The sequence below is a fragment of the Microbacterium hydrocarbonoxydans genome (genome assembly GCF_000956475.1).
GTDB lineage: Bacteria > Actinomycetota > Actinomycetes > Actinomycetales > Microbacteriaceae > Microbacterium > Microbacterium hydrocarbonoxydans_A.
This window is the reverse complement of the sequence record NZ_JYJB01000010.1, coordinates 105,674-121,293: the sequence shown is the minus strand read 5'-3', so window position 1 is coordinate 121,293 and position 15,620 is coordinate 105,674. Positions and strand designations below refer to the sequence as shown.

16 protein-coding genes are annotated in these 15,620 nt (G+C 66.4%); 8 read left to right on the top strand and 8 right to left on the bottom strand.

The window, feature by feature from the left end; translation table 11 throughout:
- Positions 1–26: 26 nt before the first annotated feature.
- The 3 genes from RS84_RS13105 to rpsA all read right to left on the bottom strand — a co-directional run bounded on the left by RS84_RS13105 (position 27) and on the right by rpsA (position 3,383).
- The gene (locus RS84_RS13105; RefSeq protein WP_082062188.1) at positions 27–1,238 is read right to left on the bottom strand and encodes an MFS transporter; all 1,212 of its coding nucleotides are present in this window, start codon (positions 1,236–1,238) and stop codon (positions 27–29) included.
- A complete protein-coding gene (gene coaE / locus RS84_RS13100; protein ID WP_045258273.1) occupies positions 1,235–1,834 on the bottom strand; it encodes a dephospho-CoA kinase in 600 nt (199 codons plus the stop codon). Before coaE ends, RS84_RS13105 begins: the two co-directional genes overlap by 4 nt.
- 94 nt (positions 1,835–1,928) lie before the next feature.
- A complete protein-coding gene (gene rpsA / locus RS84_RS13095) occupies positions 1,929–3,383 on the bottom strand; it encodes a 30S ribosomal protein S1 (RefSeq protein WP_045258272.1) in 1,455 nt (484 codons plus the stop codon).
- A gap of 212 nt (positions 3,384–3,595) precedes the next feature.
- Between rpsA and RS84_RS13090 the strand changes: the two genes are divergently transcribed.
- Positions 3,596–4,525 (top strand): 5'-3' exonuclease, encoded by a 930-nt coding sequence (locus tag RS84_RS13090; protein WP_045259177.1) that lies wholly within the window; start codon positions 3,596–3,598, stop codon positions 4,523–4,525.
- Between the two features lies 1 nt (position 4,526).
- On the opposite strand, the gene RS84_RS13085 is transcribed toward RS84_RS13090, so the two are convergent.
- The gene (locus RS84_RS13085) at positions 4,527–5,513 is read right to left on the bottom strand and encodes a PHP domain-containing protein (RefSeq protein WP_045258271.1); all 987 of its coding nucleotides are present in this window, start codon (positions 5,511–5,513) and stop codon (positions 4,527–4,529) included.
- Between the two features lie 7 nt (positions 5,514–5,520).
- The gene (gene trpD / locus RS84_RS13080) at positions 5,521–6,585 is read right to left on the bottom strand and encodes an anthranilate phosphoribosyltransferase (RefSeq protein WP_045258270.1); all 1,065 of its coding nucleotides are present in this window, start codon (positions 6,583–6,585) and stop codon (positions 5,521–5,523) included.
- Positions 6,586–6,778: 193 nt separating this feature from the next.
- Here trpD and RS84_RS13075 point away from each other — a divergent pair, with 193 nt between their 5' ends.
- The 7 genes from RS84_RS13075 (at position 6,779) to RS84_RS13050 (ending at position 12,375) form a co-directional block, all read left to right on the top strand.
- Positions 6,779–7,432 carry a heme-copper oxidase subunit III gene (locus RS84_RS13075; protein ID WP_268748617.1) on the top strand — a complete coding sequence of 218 codons (654 nt, stop codon included), beginning with the start codon at positions 6,779–6,781 and terminating at the stop codon, positions 7,430–7,432.
- A gap of 20 nt (positions 7,433–7,452) precedes the next feature.
- Entirely contained in the window at positions 7,453–8,256 is an 804-nt protein-coding gene (locus tag RS84_RS13070; RefSeq protein ID WP_045258269.1) for a c-type cytochrome, read from the top strand.
- Between the two features lie 36 nt (positions 8,257–8,292).
- The gene (locus tag RS84_RS13065) at positions 8,293–9,369 is read left to right on the top strand and encodes a ubiquinol-cytochrome c reductase iron-sulfur subunit (protein ID WP_045258268.1); all 1,077 of its coding nucleotides are present in this window, start codon (positions 8,293–8,295) and stop codon (positions 9,367–9,369) included.
- Complete coding sequence (locus tag RS84_RS13060; RefSeq protein ID WP_045258267.1) at positions 9,366–11,180, top strand: cytochrome b; 1,815 nt, start codon at positions 9,366–9,368, stop codon at positions 11,178–11,180. The genes RS84_RS13065 and RS84_RS13060 overlap by 4 nt, the downstream gene beginning before the upstream one ends.
- A gap of 69 nt (positions 11,181–11,249) precedes the next feature.
- The gene (locus RS84_RS19700) at positions 11,250–11,381 is read left to right on the top strand and encodes a hypothetical protein (protein WP_268748616.1); all 132 of its coding nucleotides are present in this window, start codon (positions 11,250–11,252) and stop codon (positions 11,379–11,381) included.
- Positions 11,378–11,914 carry a GNAT family N-acetyltransferase gene (locus RS84_RS13055; protein ID WP_045258266.1) on the top strand — a complete coding sequence of 179 codons (537 nt, stop codon included), beginning with the start codon at positions 11,378–11,380 and terminating at the stop codon, positions 11,912–11,914. The genes RS84_RS19700 and RS84_RS13055 overlap by 4 nt, the downstream gene beginning before the upstream one ends.
- Before the next feature lie 41 nt (positions 11,915–11,955).
- Positions 11,956–12,375 (top strand): rhodanese-like domain-containing protein, encoded by a 420-nt coding sequence (locus RS84_RS13050; protein WP_045258265.1) that lies wholly within the window; start codon positions 11,956–11,958, stop codon positions 12,373–12,375.
- Between the two features lie 78 nt (positions 12,376–12,453).
- On the opposite strand, the gene RS84_RS13045 is transcribed toward RS84_RS13050, so the two are convergent.
- The 3 genes from RS84_RS13045 to coxB are packed head-to-tail and all read right to left on the bottom strand — an operon-like array spanning position 12,454 to position 15,528.
- Positions 12,454–12,888, bottom strand: coding sequence for a cytochrome c oxidase subunit 4 (locus RS84_RS13045; RefSeq protein WP_045258264.1), 435 nt, complete (start codon positions 12,886–12,888; stop codon positions 12,454–12,456).
- Between the two features lie 3 nt (positions 12,889–12,891).
- Positions 12,892–14,622, bottom strand: a complete 1,731-nt coding sequence (gene ctaD / locus RS84_RS13040; protein ID WP_045258263.1) for a cytochrome c oxidase subunit I — start codon at positions 14,620–14,622, stop codon at positions 12,892–12,894.
- Between the two features lie 3 nt (positions 14,623–14,625).
- Positions 14,626–15,528: a cytochrome c oxidase subunit II gene (gene coxB / locus RS84_RS13035; protein WP_045258262.1), complete on the bottom strand. Its 903-nt coding sequence runs from the start codon at positions 15,526–15,528 to the stop codon at positions 14,626–14,628.
- Between the last annotated feature and the right edge of the window lie 92 nt (positions 15,529–15,620).

The window sequence follows — 15,620 nt, the reverse complement described above, 5'->3', positions numbered from 1 at the left end:
TCTCTCAGAGCGCGCCCGGTGCGAGGTCACGCCTGGCCGCTCGGCACCTCTCGCAGCGTTGTGACGGCCAGCATCGCCGCCACGGCGCACATGACCAGGACCCCTCCGAGGAACCACGGCCAGCCGGCGACCCCGAACACGAGTCCGAGCGCCCAGCCGAACACGCTGGAGCCGGCGTAATAGGCGAAGTAGTACAGCGACGACGCCTGAGATCGACTGGCCGGCGGTGCGGCTGCGGGTGTCCAGCCGGACGCCACGGCATGAGCGCCGAAGAACCCGGCGGTGAAGAGGAGGAGGCCTGCGAGGACGACGGCCGCAAGCGGCGCGAGCATCAGCAGGGCACCGGCGCTCATGACCGCGATGGAGCCGAGGAGCACGGGGTACCGTCCTCTCGACGACGCGAGCCCGCCCGCCCACGGCGAGGACACGGTGCCGGCGAGGTAGGCGAGGAAGAGCAGAGTCACCAGCCAGGAGGGAAGGAGGAACGGTGAGGCGGAGAGATGGAAGCCCAGGTAGTTGTAGACCGCGACGAAGGCGCCCATCAGCAGGAATCCCTGCCCGTAGAGCGCGAGCTGTCGCGGGGAGCGCAGCGGTGCGAGCAGGCGCGAGCGGATGCCGGGTTCCTCCGCCGTACGCTGCCGACTGGGCACGAAGCCCCGCGCCTTCGGAGCGAGCCATAGGAACAGTGCGGCCGATCCCGCGCACAGCGCCGTCGCGCTCCAGACGCCGATGCGCCAGTCAGAGACGTCGGCGATCACGCCCGACACGACGCGCCCGAGCAGACCTCCGACCGTCGTGCCAGCGATGTAGCTGCCGGCCGCGGCCGCCGCGTGCCGACGCGACACCTCTTCGTTCAGATACACCAGAGCCACCCCGGGCACGGCGCCGAGTGCCACGCCCTCGACGAAGCGCAGCACGAGGAGGACTGCGATCTCGCGACTGAAGGGTGCCGCGAGCCCGAGCACTGTCGCGGCGATGATCCCGACCGCCATGGCCGGAACTCGTCCCCTTCGATCGGCGACCACCGACCACGGAATGACCGCGGCCGCCAGGCCGAGCGTGGCCGCCGAGACCGCCAGCGCGGCGGTCGCAGGTGCGACGCGGAGATCCGCGGTGATGAGCGGCAGCACAGCCTGCGGCGCGTACAGCTGGGCGAAGGTGGCGACTCCCGCGAAGAAGAGACCGAGGATCAGGCGGCGATACTCGCGCGAGCCCGGAGCATGTCCCGGGAACGTCACCGTGCGCGGATCCGCTCCCAGAGCGCGTCCACCTGCTCGAGCGTGCTCGCCACCGTTCCACCCGTGTCGATGACCGCATCCGCGATCGCGAGGCGACGGTCATCCGGCACCTGAGCGTCGATCCGCGCCTGGGCGGCGGCTTCGTCCATGCCGCGCAGCTCGATGAGACGGCGCAGGCGCACGGATGCCGGCGCATGTGCGACGACGACGAGGTCCCAGGGGTCGTCGACCCGCGCCTCCACCAGCAGCGGCACGTCATAGACCACCACTGCCTCGGGATCGTCCAGAAGCGCCTCGTCGAACCGTCGCTGCGACTCGGCGCGCACGGCGGGGTGCACGATGCGGTTCAGGACGGCGAGCCTCTCGGGATCGCCGAACACCTTCTGTCCCAGCGCGGCCCGATCAAGCGCGCCGTCGGCCGCGATCACATCGGCGCCGAACTCTTCCTCGATCCTCCGCAGTACGGGGGTTCCCGGCGCCTGCACCTCGCGGACGAGCGCGTCCGCATCGACGATCACGGCACCGCGCTCCGCGAGGCGTCGGGCGATGGTCGACTTGCCCGAGGCGATGCCGCCGGTGAGAGCGATGAGTGGCATGCCCCCATCCTGACACGCGCCGGCGCCCGGACTCCGCGGAGACGCGGAACGGGCCGCCATCCCGAAGGATGACGGCCCGTTCTGACGGAGATGCTTAAGCGTTGCCGCCCGAGAGCTTCTCGCGCAGAGCGGCGAGAGCCTCGTCGTCGGCGAGCGTACCGGCACCGGTCGCCTCGCTGGAGAAGGACTGGCCGCCGAAGTCGGCGCCCGCCTCTGCCTCGGCCTCGGCCGCCTTGGCGACCTGAGCCTTGTGGGCCTCCCAGCGAGCCTGAGCCGCTGCGTACTCCTGCTCCCAAGCCTCGCGCTGAGCGTCGAAGCCTTCCTTCCACGCACCGGTCTCGGCGTCGAAGCCCTCCGGGTACTTGTACTCGCCGTTCTCGTCGTACTCCGCGAGCATGCCGTACAGCGCCGGGTCGAACTCGGTGCCGTTGGGGTCGACCGACTCGTTGGCCTGCTTGAGCGAGAGCGAGATGCGGCGACGCTCGAGGTCGATGTCGATGACCTTGACGAAGACCTCTTCGCCGACGGAGACGACCTGCTCGGCCAGCTCGACGTGCTTGCTGGAGAGCTCGGAGATGTGGACGAGGCCCTCGATGCCGTCTGCGACGCGCACGAACGCACCGAACGGAACGAGCTTGGTGACCTTACCCGGGGTGACCTGACCGATCGCGTGGGTACGGGCGAACACCTGCCACGGGTCCTCCTGCGTCGCCTTCAGCGACAGGGAGACGCGCTCGCGGTCGAGGTCGACCTCGAGGATCTCGACGGTGACCTCCTGGCCGACCTCGACGACCTCGGAGGCGTGCTCGATGTGCTTCCAGGACAGCTCGGAGACGTGCACGAGGCCGTCCACGCCGCCCAGGTCGACGAACGCACCGAAGTTGACGATCGACGACACGACACCCTTGCGGACCTGACCCTTGTGCAGGTTGTTCAGGAACGTGGTGCGCGACTCCGACTGCGTCTGCTCGAGCAGCGCGCGGCGGCTGAGGACGACGTTGTTGCGGTTCTTGTCGAGTTCGAGGATCTTGGCCTCGATCTCCTGGCCGAGGTACGGCGTGAGGTCGCGGACGCGGCGCAGCTCGATGAGCGAGGCCGGAAGGAAGCCGCGGAGGCCGATGTCGACGATGAGTCCACCCTTGACGACCTCGATGACGGTACCGGTGACGACGCCGTCGTTCTCCTTGATCTTCTCGACGTCTCCCCAGGCGCGCTCGTACTGCGCACGCTTCTTGGAGAGGATCAGACGGCCTTCCTTGTCCTCCTTCTGGAGAACCAGGGCCTCGACCTCGTCGCCGACCTTGACGACCTCGTTGGGGTCGACGTCGTGCTTGATGGAGAGCTCGCGTGAGGGGATGACACCCTCGGTCTTGTACCCGACGTCGAGCAGAACCTCATCGCGGTCGATCTTGACGATCGTGCCCTCGATGATGTCGCCGTCGTTGAAGAACTTCAGGGTCTTCTCGACCGCGGCCAGGAAGTCCTCAGCAGATCCGATGTCGTTGATGGCGACCTGCTTGGTGGCCGGGGCGGTCGTTGCGGTAGTCATGTAGTGGGTTGTCCTTGTTGAATGGAGACTCGGGCTGCGAGGCAACGGACGCGCACGTCCGACGGCATGCGCCGCAGCAGTTGGATTTTGATTGCTTCGTCACGAGGGCATGCATAGGCCTGCCACGAGTGACAGTTCAGGCTATCAGATATCGACGGTGCGTGGAGAGCGGATGCCGTGCGCTCGCGCCGCGCCGTGCCAGACTGTCGTCCGTGACCGAACGTCTGATGCTGCTCGACACCGCCTCGCTGTACTTCCGCGCGTTCTACGGCGTGCCCGACAAGGTCACGGCCCCCGACGGGTCGCCGATCAACGCGGCCAGAGGCCTGCTGGACATCATCGCGAAGCTGATCACGCTGTACCCGCCGACCCATATCGTTGCCTGCTGGGACGATGACTGGCGCCCGCAGTGGCGCGTCGACCTGATCCCCAGCTACAAGACCCACCGCGTGGTCGAGGTCGTGGAGGTGGGACCTGACATCGAAGAGGTTCCCGATCCGCTCGAGGCTCAGCTTCCTCTGATCCGCGAGGCACTCGGTGCACTGGGCATCCCGATCGTGGGTGTCATGGCGCACGAGGCGGATGACGTCATCGGAACCCTGGCCACGAAGTCGAGCATCCCCGTCGACATCGTGACCGGCGATCGAGACCTGTTCCAGCTCGTCGACGACGCACGCGGGGTGCGCGTCATCTATACGGCGCGCGGCATGAGCAATCTCGAGGTGGTGACGGATGCCGTCGTCGTCTCGAAGTACGGGGTGCTCCCCTCGCAGTACGCCGATTTCGCGACGATGCGCGGCGACGCATCGGATGGGCTTCCCGGAGTCGCGGGAGTCGGAGAGAAGACGGCCGCGACGCTTCTTCAGACGCACGGCGACCTCTCCGGCATCCGCGCGGCTGCAGAGACCGGAGAGGGCATGAGCGCCGGCGTGCGGGCGAAGATCCTGGCGGCTTCCGCATATCTGGATGTCGCGCCGACCGTGGTCGAGGTGGCAAGGTCGCTCGACATCGAGCCGCCACTAGAGGGCATCCGCGCTCTCGACCCCTCGGAGCAGGATGTCGCGACCGCTCTCGCCGAGAAATGGAACCTCGGCGGGTCGATGGCGCGCGCCGTCGCCGCGGTCGCGACGATCGGCGACTGAGTCACCGGGTCCAGGCGAGCAGCCGCTCCAGACCCCAGGTCGTGATGATGCGCCCGGACGGCACCCCGGCCCTCTCGGCCCGTTGAGCTCCGTGATCCAGCAGCGAGAGCTGGCCTGGCGCGTGGGCGTCGGAGTCGATCGCGAACAGGCATCCGGCATCGAGAGCGATCGCGATCAGCTCATCGGGCGGGTCCTGCCGCTCCGGGCGCGAATTGATCTCGACCGCGACGCCGTTCTCGGCGCACGCGGCGAAGACGGCGGCCGCGTCGAACTCGGACTGCGGCCTGGTGCCGCGCGACCCTTCGACGAGCCGCCCGGTGCAGTGACCCAGCACGTTGACGCGCGGGTTGGACACGGCGGCGATCATGCGCGCCGTCATGGCACGCGAGTCCATCCGCAGATGCGAGTGGACGGATGCGACGACCACATCGAGGTCCGCAAGAAGCTCATCGTCCTGGTCGAGCGCGCCGTCGTCGAGGATGTCGACCTCGATACCGGCCAGCATCGTTAATCCCTCGCGTGACTCCGCCCGGACCAGCGGAATCTGGGAGCGCAGCCGCTCGGCCGACAGACCGCGTGCGACCCGCAGGCGCGGCGAATGATCGGTCACCGCCTGATACTCGTGTCCCAGCGCACGGGCGGCCTCAGCCATCACGGAGATCGAGGTCGTCCCGTCGGACCAGTCGGTGTGCGCGTGCAGATCGCCACGCAGGGCCGAGCGCAGAGCCGAGACGATCTCGGGCTCGACGTCGCCGCGCAGCTCGACCAGATAGGTCGGGACGACCCCCGACTGCGCCTCGCGGATGACCGCGAAGGTGGACTCGCCGATCCCCTTCACCGCTCTGAGCCGCGTCGCATCGTCCTTCACGTCGTCCGGCAGGTCCGCGAACGCGGCAGCAGCGACTCTGAACGCCTTCGCCCGATATCTCGACGCCCGCTCGCGCTCCAGAAGCGAGGCGATCTCGAGCAGCGCGTCTACGGGTTCCACGACGACCTCAGGCCGAAGCCAGCTCCCGGCTGACGCCGATCCATTCGCTGAGCTTCGCCGAGGCTCGCCCATCGTCGATCGCCGCCGCCGCGCGTTCGTACCCCTCCTGCAGCCGGTCGAGGATCGGGCGCTGCACCTGGCCGGCATCGCGCGAGAGCTCGAAGGCGACGATGCCGGCCGCCGCGTTCAGCAGCACGATGTCGCGCACCGCGCCCTGCTCCCCTTCAAGGGTGCGACGGAGGATCTGCGCATTGTGCTCGGGAGAACCGCCGATGAGATCCGAGAGCTCAGCGAGCGGGATGCCGAGGTCTCGAGGGTCGAGGTCATGCTCGTGGATGTCGCCGCGGGTCACCTCCCAGATGCGGCTGTGCCCGGTCGTGGTGAGTTCGTCGAGCCCGTCGTCGCCGCGGAAGACCAGAGCCGTGGCCCCGCGGGTGCGGAACACTCCTGTGATCAGCGGCACGCGCTCGATCTGCGCGACCCCGACGGCGTTCGCCTCGGCGCGGGCCGGGTTGCAGAGCGGACCCAGCATGTTGAAGACCGTGGGAACGCCGAGCTCCGCGCGCACCGGACCCGCATGCTTGAACCCCGGATGGAACGCTCCGGCCCACGCGAAGGTGATTCCGGTGCGATCGAGGATCGTCGCGACCGCCGCGGGGTCGAGCGTGAGCTCGAGGCCGAGGGCACCGAGGACGTCGGATGAGCCGGACGCCGAACTCGCCGCCCTGTTGCCGTGCTTCACCACGGGGATGCCGGTGGCGCCGATGATCACTGCGGCCGTCGTCGAGACGTTCACGGTCCCCACTCGGTCTCCCCCGGTGCCGACGATGTCGAGCACGTCCGGCGAGACCGGCAGCGGGACGGCCGCCTCGAGGATGGCGTCGCGGAAACCGACGATCTCGTCGATGGTCTCGCCCTTGGCGCGAAGCGCGATCAGGAAGCCCGCCAGCTGAGCCTGGGTGACCTCTCCCTGCATGATCCGGCGCATGGCCCACGTCGACTCCCAGACGCTGAGGTCGCGCCGCTCCAGGAGAGTCGTGAGCACGTCGGACCAGGTCAGCGATTCAGCCATGTGTGCGATCCTATCGGCGCAGAGAAAACGTGCAGTACTCGCGTCGATCGGACCGGTGGCGACCGCATCCGCTGTTTTCCCGCGTATTCACCGCGGATTCGCAGACTCTTCTTAGGCTCTCCTAAGTGAGCGAGGGGCAAAACGACGGCCTCGGGTGCAAGAATCACTCCCGCGGATCGGCCATAATGGAACGGTGACGACCTCAGCGACGTATGCCCCGGCGGCGAGAACGATCAAGCGGCCCAACCCGGTAGCTGTCGGAACCATTGTGTGGCTCGGCAGTGAGGTGATGTTCTTCGCGGGACTCTTCGCGATCTACTTCACCCTTCGCAGCACCTCCCCTGAACTGTGGGCGGCGCGCACCGAGCTCCTGAACGTTCCGTACGCGTTCGTCAACACGGCGATCCTCGTCTTCTCCTCGTTCACGTGCCAGATGGGCGTGTTCGCCGCGGAGGACCTGCAGCCGTACCGCATCGCCAAGGGCGAGAAGAACGCCGCAGGCCGTCGCCGCCTGTTCGGCTGGGGCATGGTCGAGTGGTTCTTCCTCACCTTCGCACTGGGCGCGATCTTCGTGTCCGGTCAGGTCTGGGAGTACGCGCAGCTCGTCGCCGAAGGCATGCCGATCAGCGCCGACTCCTACGCCTCGGCCTTCTACCTGACGACCGGCTTCCACGCCCTGCACGTCACCGGCGGTCTCATCGCATTCCTCCTCGTCATCGGCCGCGCCTACGCCGTCAAGAACTTCCGGCACAAGGAGGCGACCTCCTCGATCGTCGTCTCCTACTACTGGCACTTCGTCGACGTCGTCTGGATCGTGCTGTTCGTCGTTATCTACTTCCTGAAATAAGAGCGGAGCTGATCCCCGAGATGGCACGAGAGAAGAAGCGCCGTTCCACCGGCCGTCGCAGCCCCCTGGCAGCGGCAGCCCTCATCGGAGCTGGACTCATGATCACGGGCGCGGTGTACGCCGGCGCCTCGGCGGCATTCGCGTCGACAGACACGCAGGCGGCAGCGGCCTCCACGCTGTCGGTCGAAGACGGCGAGAAGCTGTTCACCGCCAACTGCGCCACCTGCCACGGCCTCGACCTGCAGGGCACCGCCAACGGGCCGAGCCTCTACGGCGTCGGCGAGCTGGCGGCCGAGTTCCAGCTCTCCACCGGTCGCATGCCGCTGCAGATGCAGGGGCCCCAGGCTCCGCAGAAGAAGCCGCAGTTCACCGAGGAGCAGATCCTCGCGATCTCCTCGTACATCCAGTCCGAGGCCCCCGGTCCGACCTTCCCCGAGGACAAGATCCTCGACGGCAAGGGCGACGTGGCGCACGGTGCCGAGCTCTTCCGCGTCAACTGCGCGATGTGCCACAACGTGGCTGCCGCCGGCGGCGCGCTCACGGAGGGTAAGTACGCCCCGGCGCTGACCGAGACCAGTGCGCTGCACATGTACGCGGCCATGGTCACGGGCCCGCAGAACATGCCGGTCTTCGGCAACATGAACCTGTCCGACGAGGACAAGCGCGACATCATCTCGGCGCTGCTCTACCAGCAGCAGTCCGTCCAGGTCGGCGGCGCATCCCTCGGGTCGCTCGGACCCGTGTCGGAGGGCCTGTTCGTGTGGATCTTCGGTATCGGCGCTCTGGTCGCCATCACCGTGTGGATCACGGCCAAGTCCAACTGACGATTGATCATCGAAGAGGAACGTACGAGGAGCACCATGGCACACGACGACGACTCGCAGGCTCTTGACAGGGCCTACCAGCCCTCTCCGGGGCTGGGTGTCGCAGTCAGCGATCCCGTGCAGAACCCCGGGCTTCCGCCGCACCGCGCGCGGATGACCGACAAGGACCCGCGCGCCGAGAAGGCCGCAGTCCGCACCGTCTACACGCTGTTCTACCTGTCTCTCGCGGGAAGCATCTGGGCGGTCGCCGCCTACATGCTCTTCCCGATCGAGAGCGGCGCGCTGATCGACATCCGCCAGAACAACCTCTTCATCGGTCTCGGCATCGCTCTCGCGCTGCTCGCTCTCGGCATCGGCGCCATCCACTGGTCCAAGGCTCTGATGAGCGACAAGGAGCACATCGAGCACCGGCATCCCACCCGCGGAAAGGACTCGACTCGCGAGGCCGCCATCAAGGCGTTCGCGGACGCCAACGAGGAGTCCGGCTTCGGACGCCGCACGATGATCCGCAATTCGCTGCTCGCAGCCGTGGTCGCCTCGATCATCCCGGGTGTCACGCTGTTCCGCGGACTCGCTCCGCATTCCACGCCCGAAGACCCCACGGCGGGCGACCCGGTCGTCCTGCTGAAGCAGACCATGTGGGACAAGGGCCAGCGCCTTGTGCGCGACCCTGACGGAACGCCGATCCGCGCGGCTGACGTCACTCTCGGATCGGCGTTCCACGTGATCCCCGAGGACCTCGCCGAGCTCAGCCACCACGACGGCTATCTCGAGGAGAAGGCGAAGGCGATCGTGCTGATGATGCGCCTGCGCCCGGAGCAGCTCATCGAGGCCGAGGACCGCAAGGACTGGTCCTACGACGGGATCGTCGCCTACTCCAAGGTCTGCACTCACGTCGGCTGCCCCGTCGCCCTGTATGAGCAGCAGACCCACCACCTTCTCTGCCCCTGCCACCAGTCGCAGTTCGATGTGACGGATCACGCCAAGGTCATCTTCGGACCGGCCGCTCGTCCGCTGCCTCAGCTGCCCATCACCGTCGACGACGAGGGCTACCTCATCGCACGCAGTGACTTCACCGAGCCCGTCGGCCCGAGCTTCTGGGAGCGCCATTGAGCACCGCAACGCTGTCCAAGGACGAGCAGGACACCAAGGCACCCCTTGGCGGCCGCTTCGTCGGTGCCGCGTCGAACTACATCGACGAGCGCACCAGCCTCTCCGGCTTCGTCAAGGAGCTCGGCCGGAAGATCTTCCCTGATCACTGGTCGTTCATGCTCGGCGAGATCGCCCTGTGGAGCTTCGTCGTCGTGTTCCTGTCGGGCACGTTCCTGACGTTCTTCTTCCAGGCCTCCATGGTCGAGACCCACTACACCGGCGCGTACGCGCCGATGCGCGGAATCGAGATGTCGGCGGCGCTCGAGTCGACCCTGCACATCTCCTTCGACCTCCGCGGTGGTCTCCTGGTCCGCCAGATCCACCACTGGGCCGCTCTCGTCTTCGTGGCCGGAATCGGCGTGCACATGCTGCGCGTCTTCTTCACCGGCGCCTTCCGCAAGCCGCGCGAGCTCAACTGGCTGATCGGCTTCGTGCTGTTCATCCTCGTCCTTGCCGAGGGCTTCACCGGGTATTCGCTCCCCGACGATCTGCTGTCGGGCAACGGCCTGCGCATCATCGACGGCATGGTCAAGGGTCTCCCCCTGATCGGCACTTGGACCTCGTTCATCGTCTTCGGCGGAGAGTTCCCCGGCACCGCGATCGTCGGACGCCTGTACACGCTGCACATCCTCCTGCTGCCGCTGCTGGTGATCGCGCTCGTCGTCGTGCACCTGATGCTGATGGTCATCAACAAGCACACGCAGTTCGCCGGCCCCGGCCGTTCGAACGACAACGTCGTGGGCTACCCGATGATGCCGGTCTACATGTCCAAGATGGGCGGCTACCTGTTCATCGTGTTCGGCACGATCGTCATGATCGCGACGTTCTTCCAGATCAACCCGATCTGGAACTACGGCCCGTACGACCCGTCACCGGTGTCGGCAGGTACGCAGCCGGACTGGTACATCGGCTTCGCTGACGGCGCTCTGCGTCTGGCGCCGTCCAACCTCGACGTGGTCTTCCTCGACCACACCTGGTCGTTCGGCATTCTGATCCCGGTCGCCGTCCTCGGCCTCTTCCTCGTAGTCGTGGCGCTCTACCCGTTCATCGAGGCCTGGGTGACCGGAGACAAGCGCGAGCACCACATCGCACAGCGTCCGCGCAACGCGGCAACCCGCACCGCGATCGGCGTCGCCGGCGTCATCTTCTACGCGGTGCTGTGGGCGGCGGCTTCGTCCGACCTCATCGCCACGCACTTCATGCTGACGATGGAGGGCGTGATCCACACGCTCCAGGCTCTGCTGTTCCTCGGCCCGATCCTCGGGTACTTCGTGACCAAGCGGATCGCGATCGCCCTGCAGAAGAAGGATCGCGAGATCGTGCTGCACGGCTACGAGTCAGGACGCATCGTCCGCCTCCCCGGCGGCGAGTTCATCGAGGTGCACCAGCCCGTCGACACCTACGACCGCTGGAAGCTCATCGATGTCGACGGCTACGAGCCCCTCGTGGTGCGCCCGAACGATCAGGGCCGTATCCCGTGGACCGAGAATCTGCGCTCGGCGATCTCGCGCTGGTTCTACGAGGACCGCCTGGCGCCGCTCACGCAGGCCGAGATCGATGAAGCGGATGCTCACCAGCACCACGTCACGGCTCAGAACGAAGAGACCGAGGCTGCTGAGATCCAGGGTGCGCACGAGCGCGCAGGCTTCCCGGACGCTCCTCTCTCCCCCGCCGAGGAGACGCACATCGACGAGACGCCGAACACTCCGAGTTCCGTGATCGCCACCGAGCCGGTGAAGAAGCCCCGCAAGAAGTCGGAGGACGGCGAGTAACGACGCCGATCTTCTCGAGGCCCCGTCGCGATCAGTTCGCGACGGGGCCTTCTTCGTTATCCTCGAGGGGTGCCATCCGTCGTGCAGCTCCACTCGCGTTCTTGTCGCCTCAGAACCTTGATGGGAGTCACTGTTCTCGGCTACCCGGACCAGCTCGTCGAGATCGAAGCCATCGCCGCGATCGAGGAGATCGGCGCATGACGCACAGCATCCGCGTCGCCAAGGCCGAGGACTATCCGGCGACGGTTCTGATCGAGGCGGCCGCCGATGCCCTCCTGGTCGATCTCTTCGACGCACGACACTGGCCGGGCCCGAGCACTGCCGAGGAGCGCGCGGCTGCACCCGGTTTCGTGCTGATCGCCGAGGATCAGCAGATACCGACGCCAGTCGGGTTCGTCCACGTCCTCGAGATCGCCGGTCACGCACACCTCGAGCAGCTGTCCGTTCTCCCCTCACACTCGCGACGCGGGCTCGGCCGGCTGCTCGTCGACGCGGCGCTGGACGAAGCATCCCGGCGTGGGTATGCGCTGATCACACTTCGCACGTACGCTGACGTCCCATGGAACGCACCGTTCTACCGGACGTGTGGCTTCGTTCCCTCCGAACCAGATTCGGACTTTCTGCGTTCACTGGTCGGCGTGGAGGAGGCGCTCGGGCTCACCCAGTACGGACCTCGGCTCCAGATGGCAGCCGCGCTCCCCCGTTGGCGGGATTCCGCTCCCTCGCGGCAGTAATCGACGAGGCTGGCTCACGCGTCCGGCTCTAGGCTGAAGGCATGATCGAACGCACCGACTACTACGCCGCCAAACTCGCCTACGAGACCGACGCCAGTGACGTGCACGCCGCCCGCAAGGCCGACGAGACCGTCTACGTGGTCGACGTGCGGTCGGACGAGGCGTGGGCACAGGGCCGTGTGGCCGGCGCGATCCACATGCACTACAGCGAGATCGCCGAGCGAGCGCCGCAGGAGATCCCCGGCGACGCCAGCGTCGTGGTGTACTGCTGGAGCCCCGGCTGCAACGCGGGCGCCAAAGGCGCTCTCGAGTTCGCGAAGCTCGGCTATGACGTCCGCGAGATGATCGGCGGATTCGAGTACTGGGTGCGAGAGGGCTATCCGGTCGAAGATGCGGACGGCGTCCACCGGCGTCCCATCGATCCGCTGACAGGAGTTGCGCGTGTTCGCACCCGCGCCTGATCCGGTCCGACCTCCTCGATGACCGAGCACATGAGAAAGGCCCCTGCCGAAGCAGGGGCCTTTCTCGTGTGAGTCGTGTCAGCGCGCGAAGTTCCCGCGGTAGTACTCGTACACCCAGCCGACGATGGCGACGACGAAGATCGCCAGTCCGATCGGCAGCAGGAAGTGTCCGACGGCGAGGCCGATGATGAACACCGCGGCCGAGCCGGCCAGCACGAGCGGCCACCAGGACCACGGGCTGAACTCGCCGAGCTCGGGATCGCCGTCGTCGATGTCGCTCGTCAGGATGTCCTCGGGCAGCTCGCCACCCTGCGCGGAGTGCGTGCGGTCGAGATAGAACGCGATCATCGCGCCCATGAAGGCCGCAAAGAACAGGGCGACCGTGCCGACCCATTCGATCTGGTTCACGAGCGGGAGATCAGGGTGAGCGAGGATGTTCCAGCCCGTGTAGACCACGCCGATCAGGGCGAAGAACGCGGTGAGGATCCACCAGAGGATGACGTTGTCGCGCATGTCTCAGTGCACCTCTCGCTCTGCTCCGGCGACCGGGTAGTCGACGGCCTCCGGGTGGTTCAGGTCGAACGCAGGACGCTCGCTGCGGATACGCGGGATCGACGTGAAGTTGTGGCGAGGCGGCGGGCAGCTGGTCGCCCACTCGAGCGATCCGCCGTAGCCCCACGGGTCGTTGACCGTGACCTTGGGCGCCTTGCGCGCCGTGATCCACACGTTCAGGAAGAACGGCAGCATCGACGCGCCGAGGATGATCGCGCCGATGGTCGACACCTGGTTCTGCCACGTGAAGTTGTCGTACGAGGAGTAGTCCGCATAACGGCGCACCATTCCTTCGACACCGAGCCAGTGCTGAATGAGGAAGGTCATGTGGAAGCCGATGAACAGCATCCAGAAGTGGATGTATCCGAGACGCTCGTTGAGCATCCGTCCGGTCCACTTCGGCCACCAGAAGTAGAAGCCGGCGAACATCGCGAACACGACGGTGCCGAAGACGACGTAGTGGAAGTGCGCGACGACGAAGTACGAGTCGGAGAGCGCGAAGTCCAGCGGCGGGGCCGCCAGAATGACGCCCGTCAGACCGCCGAAGACGAACGAGACCAGGAATCCGAGGGCGAAGACCATCGGGGTCTCGAACGTCACCGATCCGCGCCAGAGCGTTCCGATCCAGTTGAAGATCTTCACGCCGGTCGGAACGGCGATGAGCATGGTCATGACCGCGAAGAAGGGCAGAAGCACGGAGCCGGTGACGTACATGTGGTGCGCCCACACGGCGACCGAAAGAGCCGCGATCGCGATGGTCGCGTAGACGAGCGTCTTGTAACCGAAGATCGGCTTGCGGCTGAAGACCGGGAAGATCTCGGACACGATGCCGAAGAACGGCAGCGCGATGATGTACACCTCGGGGTGACCGAAGAACCAGAACAGGTGCTGCCAGAGCAGCACGCCGCCGTTGGCCGGGTCGTAGATGTGGGCACCGAGCACGCGGTCGGCTCCCGCGGCGAAGATCGCGGCGGCGAGCACCGGGAACGCCATGAGGATCAGGAGGCTCGTGATGAGCGTGTTCCACGAGAAGATCGGCATGCGCCACATGGTCATACCAGGTGCGCGCATGGTGATGACCGTGGTGATGAAGTTCACCGCACCGAGGATCGTTCCGAAACCGGAGATGCCGAGGCCCAGCATCCAGAGGTTTCCGCCGGCTCCAGGCGAGAACGAGGCGCTCGCGAGCGGCTGGTAGGCGAACCATCCGAAGGATGCTGCACCCTGCGGGGTGAGGAAGCCGGCGACCGCGATCGTCGAGCCGAACAGGAAGAGCCAGAAGGCGAACGCGTTCAGACGCGGGAACGCGACGTCAGGGGCGCCGATCTGCAGCGGCAGAATCGCGTTCGCAAATCCCGCGAACAGCGGGGTCGCGAACATCAGCAGCATGATCGTGCCGTGCATCGTGAAGAGCTGGTTGTACTGCTCCTTGGTCGGGACGATCTGCATCCCGGGGGCGAACAGCTCTGCCCGGATGATCAGCGCCATCACGCCGCCGAGGAGGAAGAAGAGAACCGAGGCGATGAGGTACATGTACCCGATCGTCTTGTGGTCGGTGGAGGTGATCCACTTGACGACGATGTTGCCCTTCTGCTCGACGCGCGAAGAGCTCATCAGAGCCGCCTGGCGCGCGGGCAGGGCCGTCGGACGGGAGCGGGGAGCCTCGTCGGTGCGGGGTGCTTCAGTGGTCGACATGGCTTACTCCTCTCCTTCCGTGGAGTCGGTCTTCTCGGTCGTACCGGGGTAGTTCGACAGACGGTCGTACTCGTCCGTGATGTCGCCGGTGTTGCCCTTCTCCTCGAGCGAGTCGAGGTAGGCGTCGTACTCGGCCTGAGAGACGACCTTCACGTTGAAGAGCATCATCGAGTGGTACTCGCCGCAGAGCTCGGCGCACTTGCCCTTGTACTCGCCCTCTCGGGTCGGGATGAAGGACCAGGAGTTGTCCTTCCCGATGTACATGTCCTTCTTGTAGAGGAAGTCGATGATCCAGAAGGAGTGGATGACGTCGCGGGACTGCAGGTTGATCGTGACCTTCTTGTCGACCGGCAGCACCAGAGTGGGCAGCTGCGACTGGTCGATGTCGCCGTTCGCGTTCGGCTGGGCCTGGATGCCCATGGTCCACACGGCGTCGGAGTTGTCCTCTTCTTCGCCGTTGTACTGGAAGTCCCACGCCCACTGCTTGGCGATGGCCGTGATCTCGACGTCCGGGTTGTCCCACTTCGTCTCGATCTCCTCCTGGTCGCGAGCCGTGAAGAAGAACATTCCGACGACGAGGATGAGCGGCACGATCGTGTAGAAGATCTCGATCGGCATGTTGTACCGCATCTGCACCGGAAGGCCGGTCTGACCCTTGCGGCGACGGTACGCGATCGCCGCCCAGCCCATCAGGCCCCAGGTGATCACGCCGACGGCGAGGAGGACGATCCAGGAGTTGACCCAGAGCGACGACACGCGTTCGGTCTGGTTGGTGGTCGCAGGTCCACCCTCCACGAAGCCCGGGAGATAGCCGTGCTGCTCGGCGGTTGTACAACCGGCCAGAGCCACAGCTGCCACGACTCCCAGAGGGAGTGCGGCCCAACGAAGGCGGCGTTTCGAGGGCACGATGCACCTTTCAGATTGCGGACAGGGCACACCCAAGTCTAGGGCAACCTCACACCTGATTCATGCCAACCACGCAGGTTGACCGAGGGTGA

Bases quoted from the DNA above. Each gene is read 5' to 3' on its own strand.
- coaE (WP_045258273.1), bottom strand. From the start codon at position 1,834: ATGCCACTCATCGCTCTCACCGGCGGCATCGCCTCGGGCAAGTCGACC.
- rpsA (WP_045258272.1), bottom strand. From the start codon at position 3,383: ATGACTACCGCAACGACCGCCCCGGCCACCAAGCAGGTCGCCATCAAC.
- trpD (WP_045258270.1), bottom strand. From the start codon at position 6,585: ATGGCTGAATCGCTGACCTGGTCCGACGTGCTCACGACTCTCCTGGAG.
- RS84_RS13070 (WP_045258269.1), top strand. From the start codon at position 7,453: ATGGCACGAGAGAAGAAGCGCCGTTCCACCGGCCGTCGCAGCCCCCTG.
- RS84_RS13065 (WP_045258268.1), top strand. From the start codon at position 8,293: ATGGCACACGACGACGACTCGCAGGCTCTTGACAGGGCCTACCAGCCC.
- RS84_RS13055 (WP_045258266.1), top strand. From the start codon at position 11,378: ATGACGCACAGCATCCGCGTCGCCAAGGCCGAGGACTATCCGGCGACG.
- RS84_RS13050 (WP_045258265.1), top strand. From the start codon at position 11,956: ATGATCGAACGCACCGACTACTACGCCGCCAAACTCGCCTACGAGACC.
- RS84_RS13045 (WP_045258264.1), bottom strand. From the start codon at position 12,888: ATGCGCGACAACGTCATCCTCTGGTGGATCCTCACCGCGTTCTTCGCC.
- ctaD (WP_045258263.1), bottom strand. From the start codon at position 14,622: ATGTCGACCACTGAAGCACCCCGCACCGACGAGGCTCCCCGCTCCCGT.